Raw genomic sequence first — 14,530 nt, 5'->3', positions numbered from 1 at the left:
GGAACCGCCATGAATACGACAATTGCGCAACAGATTGCCAACGAAGGCGGCGTAGAAGCCTGGATGCACGCTCAGCAGTATAAAAGCCTGCTGCGTTTCCTGACCTGCGGCAGCGTGGACGACGGTAAAAGCACGCTGATTGGCCGTCTGCTGCACGACACGCGACAGATTTATGAAGATCAGCTCTCGTCGCTGCATAACGACAGCAAACGCCACGGCACCCAGGGCGAAAAGCTGGATCTGGCGCTGCTGGTAGACGGCCTACAGGCCGAACGCGAGCAGGGCATCACCATTGACGTGGCCTACCGCTATTTCTCCACTGAAAAGCGTAAATTTATTATCGCCGACACTCCGGGGCACGAGCAGTACACACGCAATATGGCGACCGGGGCATCCACCTGCGATCTGGCGATCCTGCTGATCGACGCGCGTAAAGGCGTACTGGATCAGACCCGTCGCCACAGCTTTATCTCCACGTTATTGGGGATTAAGCATCTGGTGGTGGCGATCAATAAGATGGATCTCGTCGACTTTAGCGAAGAGACCTTTAACCGCATCCGCGAAGATTATCTGACGTTCGCGGCGCAGCTGCCGGGCAATCTGGATATCCGTTTTGTACCGCTGTCGGCGCTGGAAGGCGATAACGTCGCCAGTGCCAGCGGTAAGATGCCGTGGTACAGCGGCCCGACGCTGCTGGAAGTGCTGGAAACCGTAGAAATTCAGCGCGTGGTCGATCAGCAGCCGATGCGCTTCCCGGTGCAGTACGTTAACCGTCCAAACCTCGATTTCCGCGGTTATTCCGGTACGGTCGCTTCCGGGATCGTCAAAGTTGGTCAGCGGATCAAAGTCCTGCCGTCCGGCGTGGAATCCGCCGTGGCGCGCATCGTTACCTTTGACGGAGATTTAGAAGAAGCGGCGGCGGGCGAGGCCATAACGCTGGTACTGAAAGATGAAATCGACATCAGCCGTGGCGATCTGTTGCTGGATGCGCAGGAGTCGTTGCCTGCGGTACAACGCGCTTCGGTCAACGTGGTGTGGATGACCGAGCAGCCGCTGACGGCGGGGCAAAGTCTGGATATCAAAATTGCCGGCAAGAAAACCCGCGCCCGTGTCGATGCGATTCGCCATCAGTTCGATATCAATAACCTGACCCAGCACGCCGCAGAAAATCTGCCGCTGAACGGTATCGGACTGGTGGATCTCACCTTTGATGAGCCGCTGGTGCTCGACAAATACCAGGATAACCCGGTGACCGGCGGGATGATCTTTATCGATCGCCTCACCAACGTTACCGTAGGTGCCGGACTGGTGCAGGAAGCGTATGCCCAGGAGACTGCTGTGCCGTCTGAGTACAGCGCCTTCGAACTGGAAATGAACGCGCTGGTGCGTAAGCACTTCCCGCACTGGGGCGCGCGTGATTTGCTGGGAGGCAAATAATGGCGCAGCACGATGACAATGTCGTCTGGCACGCTCATCCGGTGACTGCGGCGCAGCGCGAGCAGCTCCACGGTCATCGTGGCGTGGTGCTGTGGTTTACCGGGCTCTCCGGCTCCGGTAAATCCACCGTCGCGGGCGCGCTGGAAGAGGCGCTGCATCGTCTGGGCGTCAGCACCTATCTGCTGGACGGCGACAACGTTCGCCACGGGCTTTGCCGCGATCTCGGCTTCAGCGATGAGGATCGGAAAGAGAATATTCGCCGTGTGGGAGAAGTCGCCCGGCTGATGGTCGATGCTGGTCTGGTGGTGCTGACTGCCTTTATCTCGCCGCACCGCGCTGAACGGCAGATGGTGCGCGAGCAGGTGGGCGAAGGGCGTTTCTTCGAAATCTTTGTGGATACGCCGCTGGCGATCTGTGAAACCCGCGATCCGAAAGGGCTATACAAAAAGGCGCGGGCAGGGCAGTTGCGTCATTTTACCGGCATTGATTCCGTCTACGAAGCACCGGAAAGCCCGGAAATGCACCTTGATGGTGAACAATTAGTAACAAATTTGGTTAACCGATTATTAGACCTGCTGAGACAGAGCGATATTATCAGATCCTGATACGCCGCCGGACGAAGCCATCGTCCGGTTGGTCAGGCAACGGGATTAGATATGCGCAATAGCCAAAATTTAAGCATCACCACGACCGAGTCGCTGACGGCCGATGAAGAGACCACATGGTCTTTTCCCGGGGCTGTGGTGGGGTTTATCTCATGGCTGCTGGCGGCAGGTATCCCCTTTTTGATTTATGGCCCTAATACGCTGTTTTTCTTCCTCTACACCTGGCCCTTCTTCCTGGCGCTGATGCCCGTCGCTGTCGTCGTCGGTATCGCGCTTTATTCTCTGCTGAATGGCAAATTTCTCTATACCTCTGTCGCCACGGCGCTAACGGTTATTGCGATGTTTGGCATTCTGTTTATGTGGCTGATGGGGTAGAGTCTTCCCAACGCTGAATTATGATTGAACAACGCAATTCGCCTCACTGTTACGTGGCATACTTACCTGTGGGCAAAATATGGTACATTTGGCGCGGTTATGCGGCGTCGCCCGCCGCCGGGGTAGAGTCCTCGGGCGAGTTATGGGATGATGATGCCGTTTTTCAGGGGGCAGGATGGGTAAACTAACGCTGATATTGCTGGCTTTACTGGTCTGGCTACAGTATTCGCTGTGGTTTGGCAAAAATGGATTACATGATTACAGCCGCGTCAGCGATGATGTCCAGGTGCAGCAAACCACAAACGCAAAATTAAAAGCGCGCAACGATCAACTCTTTGCGGAAATTGACGATCTTAACGGTGGTCAGGAAGCGATCGAAGAGCGTGCGCGTAATGAACTGAGTATGACCCGACCAGGCGAAACCTTTTATCGTCTGGTGCCGGATGCGTCTAAACGCAATCTGAGTGCAGGGCAAAATAACCGATAACAGGCCCAGGAACGCAAGATGGCAGCAACTTTTCCGGGCGTTTGCGCCGTGGTTCCGGCAGCCGGGTTTGGCCGCCGCATGCAGACGGAGTGCCCGAAACAATACCTCTCAATTGGTAACAAAACGATTCTCGAACACGCGGTGGCGGCGCTGCTGGCGCATCCTCGCGTGCTGCGCGTTATCATCGCCGTGACGCCTGGCGATACGCGCTTTCAGCAGTTGCCGCTGGCGAACCATCCACAAATTACCGTTGTCGACGGCGGTAGCGAGCGCGCCGATTCCGTACTGGCTGGCCTGAAGGCCGCGGGCGACGCCCGCTGGGTGCTGGTGCATGACGCCGCACGTCCCTGTCTGTGTCAGGACGATCTGAATCGCCTGCTCGCGCTCAGCGAAACCAGCCGCGTGGGAGGGATCCTTGCCGCGCCAGTGCGCGACACCATGAAGCGTGGTGAGCCGGGGAAACCGGCCATCGCCCACACCGTCGATCGCAACGATCTCTGGCATGCGCTGACGCCGCAATTCTTTCCCCGAGAGCTGTTAACCGACTGCCTGACCCGCGCGCTGGATGAAGGCGCTGTTATTACCGATGAAGCCTCTGCGCTGGAATACTGTGGTTTCCATCCCGAACTGATCCCCGGCCGCGCGGATAATATCAAAGTGACCCGCCCGGAAGATCTGGCGCTTGCCGAGTTTTATCTCACCCGATTTCACCACCAGGAGCAGACATAATGCGAATTGGACACGGTTTTGATGTGCACGCTTTCGGCGGCGCAGGCCCGATTATCATTGGCGGCGTACGCGTCCCTTACGAAAAAGGGCTGCTGGCCCACTCTGATGGTGATGTTGCACTCCATGCCCTGACCGATGCGCTGCTCGGTGCGGCGGCGCTGGGCGATATCGGCAAACTGTTCCCGGATACCGATCCGGCATTCAAAGGCGCTGACAGCCGTGAACTGCTGCGCGAGGCGTGGCGACGGATCCAGGCGAAAGGCTACACGCTTGGTAACGTTGACGTCACCATCATTGCCCAGGCCCCAAAAATGCTGCCGCATATCCCGCAAATGCGCATTTTCATCGCCGAAGATCTCGGCTGCCATATGGATGATGTCAACGTCAAAGCGACTACTACGGAAAAACTGGGCTTCACTGGCCGTGGCGAAGGCATCGCCTGTGAGGCGGTGGCGCTGTTGCATAAGGCGGCCAAATGATCGACGTCGAAAATCTGACGTATCTGCACGGTAAGCCGCAGGGGCAGGGGCTGCTGAAAGCCAGCCCGGAGGATTTTCTGGTAGTCGAAGATCTCGGTTTTGCGCCGGACGGTGAGGGCGAGCACGTCCTCGTGCGGATCCTGAAAAACGGCTGCAACACGCGTTTTGTTGCCGATGCGCTGGCGAAATTTCTTAACGTTCCGGCGCGCGACGTCAGCTTTGCCGGGCAAAAAGATAAGCAGGCGGTGACGGAACAGTGGCTATGCGCCCGCGTTCCTGGCAAAGAGATGCCGGATCTCAGCGCCTTTCAGCTCGAAGGCTGTCAGGTGCTGGAGTACGCCCGTCACAAACGTAAGCTGCGCCTCGGGGCGCTAAAGGGCAACTACTTCACGCTGATCCTGCGTGAAGTCTCGCAGCGCGACAACGTCGAACAGCGTTTACGGGCAATTCAGAGCGCAGGCGTGCCTAACTATTTTGGCGTACAGCGTTTTGGCATCGGCGGCAGCAATCTTCAGGGGGCATTACGCTGGGCACAAAGCGGCGGACCGGTCCGCGATCGGAATAAACGCAGTTTTTGGTTGTCGGCAGCCCGTAGTGCGTTGTTTAATCAGATAGTCAGCACGCGTTTGAAAAAACCAGACTTTAATCAAGTTGTTGACGGCGATGCGCTACAATTAGCGGGGCGCGGGAGCTGGTTCGTGGCCGCCTCTGAAGAACAGGCCGAACTTCAGTCCCGCGTGGATAACCACGAGCTGATGATCACGGCGTCCCTGCCCGGTAGCGGCGAATGGGGCACGCAGCGCGAGGCGCTGGCCTTTGAGCAGGCCGCTATTGCAGAAGAAACGCTATTACAGCAGTTGCTAATGCGTGAAAAAGTCGAGGCTTCACGGCGCGCCATGCTGCTCTATCCGCAGCAAATGAACTGGAACTGGTGGGATGACGTGACCGTAGAATTACGCTTCTGGCTTCCGGCAGGCAGCTTTGCCACCAGCGTGGTCAGAGAACTTATTAACACTTCAGGTGATTATGCGAATATTGCTGAGTAACGATGACGGCATCCACGCACCAGGCATTCAGACGCTGGCGAAAGCGCTGCGTGAATTTGCCGAAGTGCAGGTGGTGGCCCCCGATCGTAATCGCAGCGGCGCATCAAACTCGCTGACGCTGGAATCATCGCTGCGTACCTTCGCGTATGAAAACGGTGATATTGCGGTCCAGATGGGCACGCCGACAGACTGCGTTTATCTGGGCGTGAATGCGCTGATGCGCCCGCGCCCGGACGTGGTGGTCTCAGGCATCAACGCCGGGCCGAATCTTGGCGACGATGTGATCTACTCCGGCACCGTCGCGGCGGCGATGGAAGGGCGTCACCTTGGCTTTCCCGCGCTCGCCGTCTCACTGAACGGCCATAAACACTACGATACCGCGGCGGCGGTAACCTGTACGCTGCTGCGCGCGCTCAGCCGTGAGCCGCTGCGCACCGGGCGCATTCTCAATATCAACGTGCCGGATCTGCCTTTAGATCAAATCAAAGGCTTTCGCGTGACCCGCTGCGGCAGCCGCCATCCGGCCGATCAGGTGATCCCGCAGGAAGATCCGCGCGGCAACGTCCTGTACTGGATCGGCCCGCCCGGCGAAAAATTTGATGCGGGCCCGGAGACGGACTTCGCTGCGGTAGATGAGGGCTATGTTTCCGTCACACCGCTGCACGTGGATTTAACCGCGCACAGCGCGCGTGACGTCGTTTCTGACTGGCTAACGCGGGCAGGAGCAGGCACGTCATGATAAGCAAACGCGTTCAGAGCCTTCTCGATCAACTACGTACTCAGGGAATAAAAGATGAGCATGTGCTTGAGGCCATCGCTCTGGTTCCGCGTGAAAAGTTTATCGATGAAGCGTTTGAACATCAGGCGTGGGAGAACGTCGCGCTGCCTATCGGCCAAGGACAGACGATTTCTCAGCCTTACATGGTCGCCAGAATGACCGAACTGCTGGAACTGACGCCGGAATGCCGGGTGCTGGAAGTCGGCACCGGCTCCGGGTATCAGACGGCGATCCTCGCGCATCTTGTCCATCACGTCTGTTCCGTTGAACGGATTAAAAGCCTGCAATGGCACGCACGGCGTCGCCTGAAACAGCTCGATCTGCATAATGTCTCCACCCGTCATGGCGATGGCTGGCAAGGCTGGCACGCGCGTGCGCCTTTTGACGCCATCATCGTGACGGCCGCACCGCCTGAAATTCCTGCGGCATTGATGTCACAGTTGGCTGATGGTGGCGTACTTGTATTGCCCGTTGGCGATGAACACCAGTATCTGAAGCGGGTGTGCCGACGGGGCGATGAATTTATTATTGATACCGTTGAGGCAGTGCGCTTTGTTCCTCTGGTCAAAGGGGAACTGGCCTGAGACCCGGATTTATCCTGGTTATTTCATGAGATTTCAGCGTATGGTGAACCTGTTTTCAGTGTTCACGCCGCTGCCTTGCACGGTTTAAGTCACTGGTAGTTAACCTATTCCTGGGGGATAAATGAGCACGGGAAGCCCAACATTCACCGTAAGCCGCGTGGCGGCATTATCACTGATTTCACTTTGTCTGGCAGGCTGCGGTAATTCGGACAGTACCCCGGCACCCGTAAGTTCTGTTGGCGGAAACGCGTCCGGCACCTCAAGTGCAGATTCCGGGATGCTCATCACGCCGCCGCCCAAAATGGGCAATTCAACTCCGGCACCGCAAACGCCGCAGATCCAGCCTGTTCAGCCAGTGCAACCCGTACAGCCGCAAACCATGCCGACGCAACCTGTTGCTCAACAAAATGTACAGGTTGAAAACGGCCGTATTGTTTACAACCGCAAATACGGCAATATCCCTAAAGGCAGCTATACCGGCGGCAGTACCTATACCGTTAAGCGCGGCGACACCCTGTTCTATATTGCGTGGGTGACCGGGAACGATTTCCGCGATCTGGCGCAGCGCAACAACGTGGCGGCACCGTATGCCCTCAATGTCGGACAGGTGCTCCAGGTGGGCAATTCCTCCGGTACGCCAATCACCGGCGGCAACGCGGTGACGCAGGCGGACGCAAATGCACAAGGAATTGTCTTAAAACCTGAACAGAATTCAACCGTGCCTGTTGCATCCCAGCCAACAATTACATATTCTGAGGACTCAGGTGAACAAAGTGCTAACAAAATGTTGCCTAACAACCGCCCGACGAGCACACCCGTCACGGCACCTGTTACGGCCCCATCTACCGTTAGCACAACTGAGCCGACAGCCAGCAGCACGACCACCAGCTCGCCTATCTCCACCTGGCGCTGGCCGACTGATGGCAACATTATCGAAAACTTCTCTGCCACCGAAAACGGCAATAAAGGGATCGATATCGCAGGTAGCAAAGGTCAGGCTATCATCGCGACCGCAGATGGTCGTGTTGTATACGCCGGGAACGCCCTGCGCGGTTACGGTAATCTAATCATCATCAAACATAACGATGATTACCTGAGTGCCTACGCCCATAACGATACAATGCTGGTCCGGGAGCAACAAGAGGTCAAGGCGGGGCAGAAAATAGCTACCATGGGTAGCACTGGAACCAGTTCTACACGTTTACATTTTGAAATTCGTTACAAGGGGAAATCCGTAAACCCGCTGCGTTACTTACCGCAGCGATAATCAGGCGGGATACACTAACCAGTGTGTGTCGTCCAGGGATCACGGGTAGGAGCCACCTTATGAGTCAGAATACGCTGAAAGTTCATGATTTAAATGAAGACGCGCAATTTGATGAGAATGGAGTAGAGGCTTTTGATGAAAAAGCCTTAGTTGTTGAGGAACCTAGTGATAACGACCTGGCAGAGGAAGAACTGTTATCGCAAGGCGCTACACAACGTGTACTTGACGCGACACAGCTTTACCTCGGAGAAATTGGTTATTCTCCTTTATTAACAGCGGAAGAAGAAGTTTACTTCGCCCGTCGCGCACTGCGCGGAGATGTCGCCTCACGTCGTCGCATGATTGAAAGTAACCTGCGTCTGGTCGTGAAAATTGCCCGTCGTTATGGTAATCGTGGTCTGGCGCTGCTGGATCTGATTGAAGAGGGCAACCTGGGGCTGATCCGTGCGGTTGAGAAATTTGACCCGGAACGTGGTTTCCGCTTCTCAACCTACGCGACGTGGTGGATCCGTCAGACGATTGAACGGGCGATCATGAACCAAACCCGTACCATTCGTCTGCCGATTCATATTGTGAAAGAGCTGAACGTTTATCTGCGTACCGCGCGTGAACTGTCCCATAAGCTGGACCACGAGCCGAGTGCGGAAGAGATTGCCGAACAGCTGGACAAACCGGTTGATGACGTAAGCCGTATGCTGCGTCTCAACGAGCGCATTACCTCGGTAGACACCCCGCTGGGTGGTGATTCCGAAAAAGCGCTGCTGGATATCCTGGCCGATGAAAAAGACAACGGCCCGGAAGACACCACGCAAGACGATGATATGAAACAGAGCATCGTTAAATGGCTGTTCGAACTGAACGCCAAACAGCGTGAAGTGCTGGCGCGTCGTTTCGGTCTGCTGGGTTATGAAGCTGCAACGCTTGAAGATGTGGGCCGCGAAATTGGCCTGACACGTGAACGCGTTCGTCAGATCCAGGTTGAAGGGCTGCGCCGTCTGCGTGAGATCCTTCAGGCACAGGGGCTGAATATCGAAGCGCTGTTCCGCGAGTAAAGAATGTTGTTCTAAAAGGCCACTCTGAGGAGTGGCCTTTTTTATTATCTATTGCAACCGATAGAAGGCAAGCTTACCTGATTTTGCCGAGCCAGTATCAATATAGTGTTGATTAGCAAATAGTTGAATATGGTCGAAGATCATATGGCCGAAAATGAAATGATCGGCCCCACCTATTATTTCACTGTTTCCTTCCAGCGATCTGAGAATGCGCTCTACTGACCATAAAACACCATTAATATCCACCGTCTTTCCAGATTGGTAATGCGTTGCCGGATAGTCTGCATGAGCAATAACATACCTGCCGCTTTCATTTTCGGCTTCAATAATGTGAGGCCGCTGGTGAAACGTTAAAAGCAACGTTATCGCTTCTTGCTGTTCTTCTTGCGTCAGATCGAAAAACCATGCTCCGCCATTACCCAGCCACATATTGCCATCCTGCGTGGCAAAGGCCTCCAGCGCCATCGCTTCATGATTCCCCATCACTGAGATAAACCAGGGTTCGTTAAGCAGTCGCAAAACGTCCATATTTTCCGGACCGCGATCGATATTATCGCCAACGGAAATTAACAAATCTTTTTCCCGGCAAAAACCAATGTCGGCGAGGCGCGATTGCAATAGTGAATAGCAGCCGTGGATATCACCCACGACCCAGATATGCTGCCAGTCTGATGAATTGATTTTATGGTAGCGTACAGAGGACATGGAATTTCCGATGAACGTGAAACAGGCTGGTATTATAACATTTCACGCTTTTTTTGCCGCTGATTCCCCTTGCTTTTAAACCGATAACAGTTAGCCAGAATTATTATATTGTTGCTGTATAGCGACATTACACAGCAGAAAGTGTAAATGTCACTATATAGCCACATTTCACTTATCAGCTATTGCCAGCCCGATGACCTCAGCCACCGGGCTGTCGTTTACACCAGGCTCTTCAACCGATAAATCCATTCCAGCGCCTGACGCGGCGTCAGCGTATCCGGATCAAGGTTTTCCAGCGCTTCCACCGCCGGGCTGGTTTCCTCGGCGGGAGCCAGCAGCGACATCTGCGTGCCATCAACCTGGGTGGCCGCCGCATTTGGAGAGAGGCTCTCCAGTTCGCGCAGTTTTTGCCGCGCGCGCTTAATCACCTCTTTTGGCACGCCTGCGAGGGCGGCTACCGCCAGACCGTAACTTTTGCTTGCCGCGCCGTCCTGCACGCTGTGCATAAAGGCGATGGTGTCGCCGTGCTCCAGCGCATCAAGATGGACGTTGGCGACGCCTTCCATTTTTTCCGGAAGCTGAGTCAGCTCGAAATAGTGGGTAGCAAACAGGGTCAGCGATTTAATGTGGTTTGCCAGATTCTCTGCACAGGCCCACGCCAGCGACAGACCGTCGTAGGTAGAGGTGCCACGGCCGATTTCATCCATCAGGACCAGACTGTTTTCGGTTGCGTTATGCAGAATATTGGCCGTTTCGGTCATCTCGACCATAAAGGTCGAGCGGCCAGACGCCAGGTCGTCCGCTGCCCCCACGCGGGTGAAGATACGGTCTATTGGACCAATCTCTACCTTTTGCGCCGGCACATAGCTGCCGATATACGCCAGCAGCGCAATCAGCGCAGTTTGACGCATATAGGTACTTTTACCGCCCATATTCGGGCCGGTGATGATGAGCATCCGGCGCTGTGCAGACAGGTTCAGCGGGTTAGCGATAAAGGGCGTATTCAGCACCTGTTCAACCACCGGATGACGCCCTTCTTCAATACGGACGCCCGGTTTGTCACCGAACGTCGGACAGCAGTAGTTCAACGTCTCGGCACGTTCGGCCAGATTGACCAGAACGTCCAGTTCGGCCAGTGCGGTGGCACTTTGCTGTAAATCGGCCAGATGCGGAAGCAGCAGGTCGAACAGCTCATCATAAAGCTGTTTTTCCAGCGTCAGCGCTTTGCCTTTGGAGGTGAGAACCTTGTCTTCGTACTCCTTCAGCTCAGGGATGATATAGCGCTCAGCGTTTTTCAGCGTCTGACGACGAACGTAGTTGATGGGGGCCAGATGACTCTGCCCGCGGCTAATCTGAATGTAGTAACCGTGGACGGCGTTAAACCCGACTTTCAACGTATCAAGGCCGGTACGTTCACGTTCGCGGATCTCCAGCCGATCCAGATAATCGGTCGCCCCGTCGGCCAGCGCACGCCACTCGTCCAGCTCAGCGTTGTAACCTGGCGCAATCACCCCGCCATCGCGGACCAGTACCGGCGGCGCTTCAATGATCGCCCGCTCCAGCAAGTCGCGCAGTTCGCTGAACTCGCCCATTTTTTCCCGCAGAACCTGCACCGGGGCGCTGTCAACGCTCTCAAGCTGACTGCGCAGTTCAGGAAGCTGCTGAAAAGCGTAGCGCATCCGCGCTAAATCACGCGGACGGGCGGTGCGCAGCGCCAGACGCGCCAGAATACGTTCCAGATCGCCGACCTGACGCAGCACCGGTTGCAGCTCGCCAGTATACGGCTGAAGCGCGCCGATGGTCTGCTGGCGATCGGTTAACGTGCGGGTATCGCGCACCGGCATATGCAGCCAGCGTTTCAGCATGCGGCTGCCCATCGGGGTGACGGTACGGTCAAGCACCGACGCCAGGGTATTATCCACGCCACCGGCAAGATTCTGGGTGATCTCCAGATTGCGGCGCGTGGCGGCATCCATAATGATGCTGTCCTGCTGACGCTCCATGGTGATAGAACGAATATGGGGCAGGGCGGTGCGCTGAGTGTCTTTTACATATTGCAGCAGGCAACCTGCGGCGCAAAGGCCACGCGGCGCATTCTCGACGCCGAAACCAATCAGATCGCGGGTGCCAAACTGCAAATTAAGCTGCTGGCGAGCGGTATCAATTTCAAACTCCCACAGCGGACGACGTCGCAAACCACGGCGGCCTTCAATCAGCGACAGCTCGGCAAAATCTTCGGCATACAGCAGCTCCGCAGGATTGGTGCGCTGAAGCTCAGCCGCCATCGTTTCCCGATCCATCGGCTCGCTGAGACGAAAACGACCGGAACTGATATCCATAGTGGCATAGCCAAAGCCTTTGCTGTCCTGCCAGATAGCGGCCAGCAGGTTATCCTGACGCTCCTGCAACAGGGCTTCATCGCTGATCGTGCCAGGGGTGACGATGCGCACAACCTTGCGTTCCACCGGCCCTTTACTGGTCGCCGGATCGCCGATCTGCTCACAAATCGCCACCGACTCGCCAAGATTGACCAGCTTCGCCAGATAGTTTTCTACCGCGTGGTGCGGTACTCCCGCCATCGGAATGGGCTCTCCGGCGGAAGCTCCACGTTTGGTCAGCGAGATATCCATGAGCTGCGAGGCTCGTTTCGCATCGTCATAAAACAGTTCGTAAAAGTCACCCATCCGGTAAAACAGCAGAATATCCGGATGCTGAGCTTTCAGCTTAAGATACTGCTGCATCATGGGGGTATGGGCGTCGAAATTCTCTGGTGTACTCATCGGCTTATGATGTCCATTTTCTTAAATTTTAATGAGTTAGTGATGGTTGTTGTTCTTATTGGGTTTCACGTTGTCTCATTGGTTTTTTATAAATACGCTGGGAGCATAATAACGGAGTCTTTCTGGCAGGAAAACAAGAGGCAAAGCCTTTATTGTTTGAGGCGGTAAAAAGGCTGAAGCCTGGCAATGAAGGCAAGCTCATATTCGGTTATCTCATTGATTTCTTTATCGCTGGCAGTTCGGTATGCTCAGCCATACCCTGTAGTGTCGTTGGGCTTACTTCTTGCATATTGACATATCATCAATCGGGTAGTTTACTATTCATCATATTATTAAACCAATAGTGTTATTATGTCATCAAAATTAAACTGGCTTTTGCAGAACACTACGCCGGGTGCCCTGGTGTTACAGTCCTGGCTGACAAAACACGGCATCAGTCCTTCTTTAGCCAATAAGTACAGACATAGCGATTGGTTACAAAAGTTGCGTGCTGGGGTATACGTCCGGAGTGGGCGTGAACCTCAGTGGAATGATGCTGTCCTGTGCCTGCAAAATCAGTTGGGGATCTCTGTACATCTGGCAGGGCTTACTAGCTTGACCTGGCAGGGGCGGTCTCACTACCTTCACTTAACGCGACAGATAATTTGGCTCTGCGTAAAAGATAAAACGTCATTACCAAAGTGGTTCAAAGAATTTCCCAATGTCGAGTGGCATGTAGTTTCTAATCAGAAGCTCAATATGCATGACGAAAAGTATCTGACAGAGATAGAAATTAAGGGACAGCGGCTTAAAGCGAGTGTATCAGAATTAGCTGCTTACGAAATTGCTAATGCAGTGCCTGGTTCGCTTTCATTTGAGCATGCAGCAGAACTGTTTCAGGGACTGGTAAATCTGAGTCCACGTAAAGTCGAAGTATTATTGCAAGCCAGTAGAGCTGTACAAACTAATCGTCTTTACCTGTTTCTGGCCGAGCACTATGGCCATGCATGGGTTAAGCGAATAGATAAAACTAATATTGATTTGGGAGCCGGGAAACGTCAAATCGTATCCGGTGGCAAGCTGGACCAAAAATATCAGATCACTGTTCCTGAGAGTTTTGTTAGTAAAGGGACCTCGCATGGATAAGCAATCACCTTATTATCGGCAAGTTGCGTTGCTGCTCAATGCATTACCGATTGTGGCATCTGAGCGATGCTTTGCACTAAAAGGTGGGACGGCGATAAACTTGTTTGTTCGTGATTTTCCCCGTTTATCGGTTGATATCGATTTGGCTTTCATTCCGCTGGAAAGTAGAGAGGTGGCGTTACCTCATGTTCGGGCTGCCTTAATGCGTATCGCTACTATACTGCAACAACAGGCGGGCATTTCGGCGGTGCTACAAACGAATAATACTGATGAAATGCGCATTGTTGTTTCCTCTCAGCAGGCGCAGATAAAGATAGAAGTTTCGCCTGTTGCGAGAGGAACGCTTTATCCTCCAGAAGAACGTGATGTTATTGAAGCCGTAGAAGATGAGTTCGGTTTTGCTACTATTCAGGTTGTCTCACTTGCCGATCTCTATGGAGGCAAGCTTTGCGCTGCGATGGACAGGCAACACCCCCGAGATTTTTATGACGTCAAAAATCTGCTCGAAACGCAAGGGATTGATCGCCGCATTTTTAATGGATTCATCACCTATCTACTGGGACATCCACGCCCATTATCGGAAGTACTAAATCCGCGCTGGAAAGATATTTCTGAACTATATGTGAATGAATTTAAGGGAATGACATTTGATGCGGTCTCTCTGGAAGAACTTAATGCGATACCCAAACTCATGGTTACTGCTCTTAAAAAACACTTCACCCAGCGGGATTATGATTTTTTAATGTCTTTCAAAAATGGTCAACCAAACTGGAGCCTGGCTCCTGAAGAACAGATTCAGCATCTCCCTGCGGTTAAATGGAAGCTACAAAATATTGGCCGGATAGCAAAAGAGAAACATGTTCAAGCGTCGGCGAAGCTTGAGACGGTTCTTGCTGACTGGATAAAGTTGTTTATAATTTTTTATATAGATTCACCTTTGGTTTAACTATGATTTCTTTTGTAAACTGCGTGCACCGATCTATCAATGCCTATTTATAAAAGTCCTGGCTAAGACACAGTCAAAACCGTATTCGCATTTTCTAAACTAACGCCTCAGATTATGCTGTTTTGTTTGTCGCGC

Annotated in this window: 15 protein-coding genes; 13 read left to right on the top strand and 2 right to left on the bottom strand. The window is 53.9% G+C overall.

The features are described 5' to 3' along the window. Window positions 1-9: 9 nt before the first annotated feature. The 11 genes from cysN to rpoS all read left to right on the top strand — a co-directional run bounded on the left by cysN (window position 10) and on the right by rpoS (window position 8,839). Entirely contained in the window at window positions 10-1,437 is a 1,428-nt protein-coding gene (cysN, locus tag INT84_RS20050) for a sulfate adenylyltransferase subunit CysN (protein WP_194208216.1), read from the top strand. Then, entirely contained in the window at window positions 1,437-2,042 is a 606-nt protein-coding gene (cysC, locus tag INT84_RS20045; protein WP_194208215.1) for an adenylyl-sulfate kinase, read from the top strand. The genes cysN and cysC overlap by 1 nt, the downstream gene beginning before the upstream one ends. Before the next feature lie 51 nt (window positions 2,043-2,093). Beyond that, the gene (locus INT84_RS20040; RefSeq protein WP_176919351.1) at window positions 2,094-2,417 is read left to right on the top strand and encodes a DUF3561 family protein; all 324 of its coding nucleotides are present in this window, start codon (window positions 2,094-2,096) and stop codon (window positions 2,415-2,417) included. A 175-nt stretch (window positions 2,418-2,592) separates the two neighbouring features. Continuing rightward, on the top strand, window positions 2,593-2,904 hold the full coding sequence (gene ftsB, locus INT84_RS20035; RefSeq protein WP_176919350.1) for a cell division protein FtsB: 312 nt from the start codon (window positions 2,593-2,595) through the stop codon (window positions 2,902-2,904). Window positions 2,905-2,922: 18 nt separating this feature from the next. Continuing rightward, window positions 2,923-3,633 (top strand): 2-C-methyl-D-erythritol 4-phosphate cytidylyltransferase, encoded by a 711-nt coding sequence (ispD, locus tag INT84_RS20030; protein WP_194208214.1) that lies wholly within the window; start codon window positions 2,923-2,925, stop codon window positions 3,631-3,633. Further along, a complete protein-coding gene (gene ispF / locus INT84_RS20025) occupies window positions 3,633-4,112 on the top strand; it encodes a 2-C-methyl-D-erythritol 2,4-cyclodiphosphate synthase (RefSeq protein ID WP_176919348.1) in 480 nt (159 codons plus the stop codon). Before ispD ends, ispF begins: the two co-directional genes overlap by 1 nt. Continuing rightward, a complete protein-coding gene (gene truD / locus INT84_RS20020) occupies window positions 4,109-5,158 on the top strand; it encodes a tRNA pseudouridine(13) synthase TruD (RefSeq protein WP_194208213.1) in 1,050 nt (349 codons plus the stop codon). Before ispF ends, truD begins: the two co-directional genes overlap by 4 nt. After that, window positions 5,139-5,897 carry a 5'/3'-nucleotidase SurE gene (surE, locus tag INT84_RS20015; RefSeq protein ID WP_194208212.1) on the top strand — a complete coding sequence of 253 codons (759 nt, stop codon included), beginning with the start codon at window positions 5,139-5,141 and terminating at the stop codon, window positions 5,895-5,897. The genes truD and surE overlap by 20 nt, the downstream gene beginning before the upstream one ends. Further along, complete coding sequence (locus INT84_RS20010) at window positions 5,894-6,520, top strand: protein-L-isoaspartate(D-aspartate) O-methyltransferase (RefSeq protein ID WP_176919345.1); 627 nt, start codon at window positions 5,894-5,896, stop codon at window positions 6,518-6,520. The genes surE and INT84_RS20010 overlap by 4 nt, the downstream gene beginning before the upstream one ends. Window positions 6,521-6,641: 121 nt before the next feature. Next, window positions 6,642-7,787: a murein hydrolase activator NlpD gene (nlpD, locus tag INT84_RS20005; RefSeq protein WP_194208211.1), complete on the top strand. Its 1,146-nt coding sequence runs from the start codon at window positions 6,642-6,644 to the stop codon at window positions 7,785-7,787. Window positions 7,788-7,846: 59 nt separating this feature from the next. Continuing rightward, complete coding sequence (gene rpoS, locus INT84_RS20000) at window positions 7,847-8,839, top strand: RNA polymerase sigma factor RpoS (RefSeq protein ID WP_103675254.1); 993 nt, start codon at window positions 7,847-7,849, stop codon at window positions 8,837-8,839. A 48-nt stretch (window positions 8,840-8,887) separates the two neighbouring features. Here rpoS and pphB read toward each other — a convergent pair whose 3' ends face one another. Both pphB and mutS read right to left on the bottom strand, forming a co-directional pair. After that, window positions 8,888-9,544, bottom strand: coding sequence for a protein-serine/threonine phosphatase (pphB, locus tag INT84_RS19995; RefSeq protein WP_194208210.1), 657 nt, complete (start codon window positions 9,542-9,544; stop codon window positions 8,888-8,890). A 218-nt stretch (window positions 9,545-9,762) separates the two neighbouring features. After that, entirely contained in the window at window positions 9,763-12,324 is a 2,562-nt protein-coding gene (gene mutS, locus INT84_RS19990) for a DNA mismatch repair protein MutS (RefSeq protein WP_194208209.1), read from the bottom strand. Between the two features lie 351 nt (window positions 12,325-12,675). On the opposite strand from mutS, the gene INT84_RS19985 reads away from it, so the two are divergent. Then, window positions 12,676-13,449: a type IV toxin-antitoxin system AbiEi family antitoxin gene (locus tag INT84_RS19985; RefSeq protein ID WP_194208208.1), complete on the top strand. Its 774-nt coding sequence runs from the start codon at window positions 12,676-12,678 to the stop codon at window positions 13,447-13,449. Continuing rightward, window positions 13,442-14,395 carry a nucleotidyl transferase AbiEii/AbiGii toxin family protein gene (locus tag INT84_RS19980; RefSeq protein WP_194208207.1) on the top strand — a complete coding sequence of 318 codons (954 nt, stop codon included), beginning with the start codon at window positions 13,442-13,444 and terminating at the stop codon, window positions 14,393-14,395. Before INT84_RS19985 ends, INT84_RS19980 begins: the two co-directional genes overlap by 8 nt. Window positions 14,396-14,530: the final 135 nt, after the last annotated feature.

Origin of the sequence: Superficieibacter sp. 1612_C1 (genome assembly GCF_015234305.1) — a bacterium.
In the GTDB taxonomy this organism is placed as follows: Bacteria; Pseudomonadota; Gammaproteobacteria; order Enterobacterales; family Enterobacteriaceae; genus Superficieibacter.
Note: the sequence above shows the minus strand (reverse complement) of the source record. Positions and strands in the feature narration are given on the sequence as shown.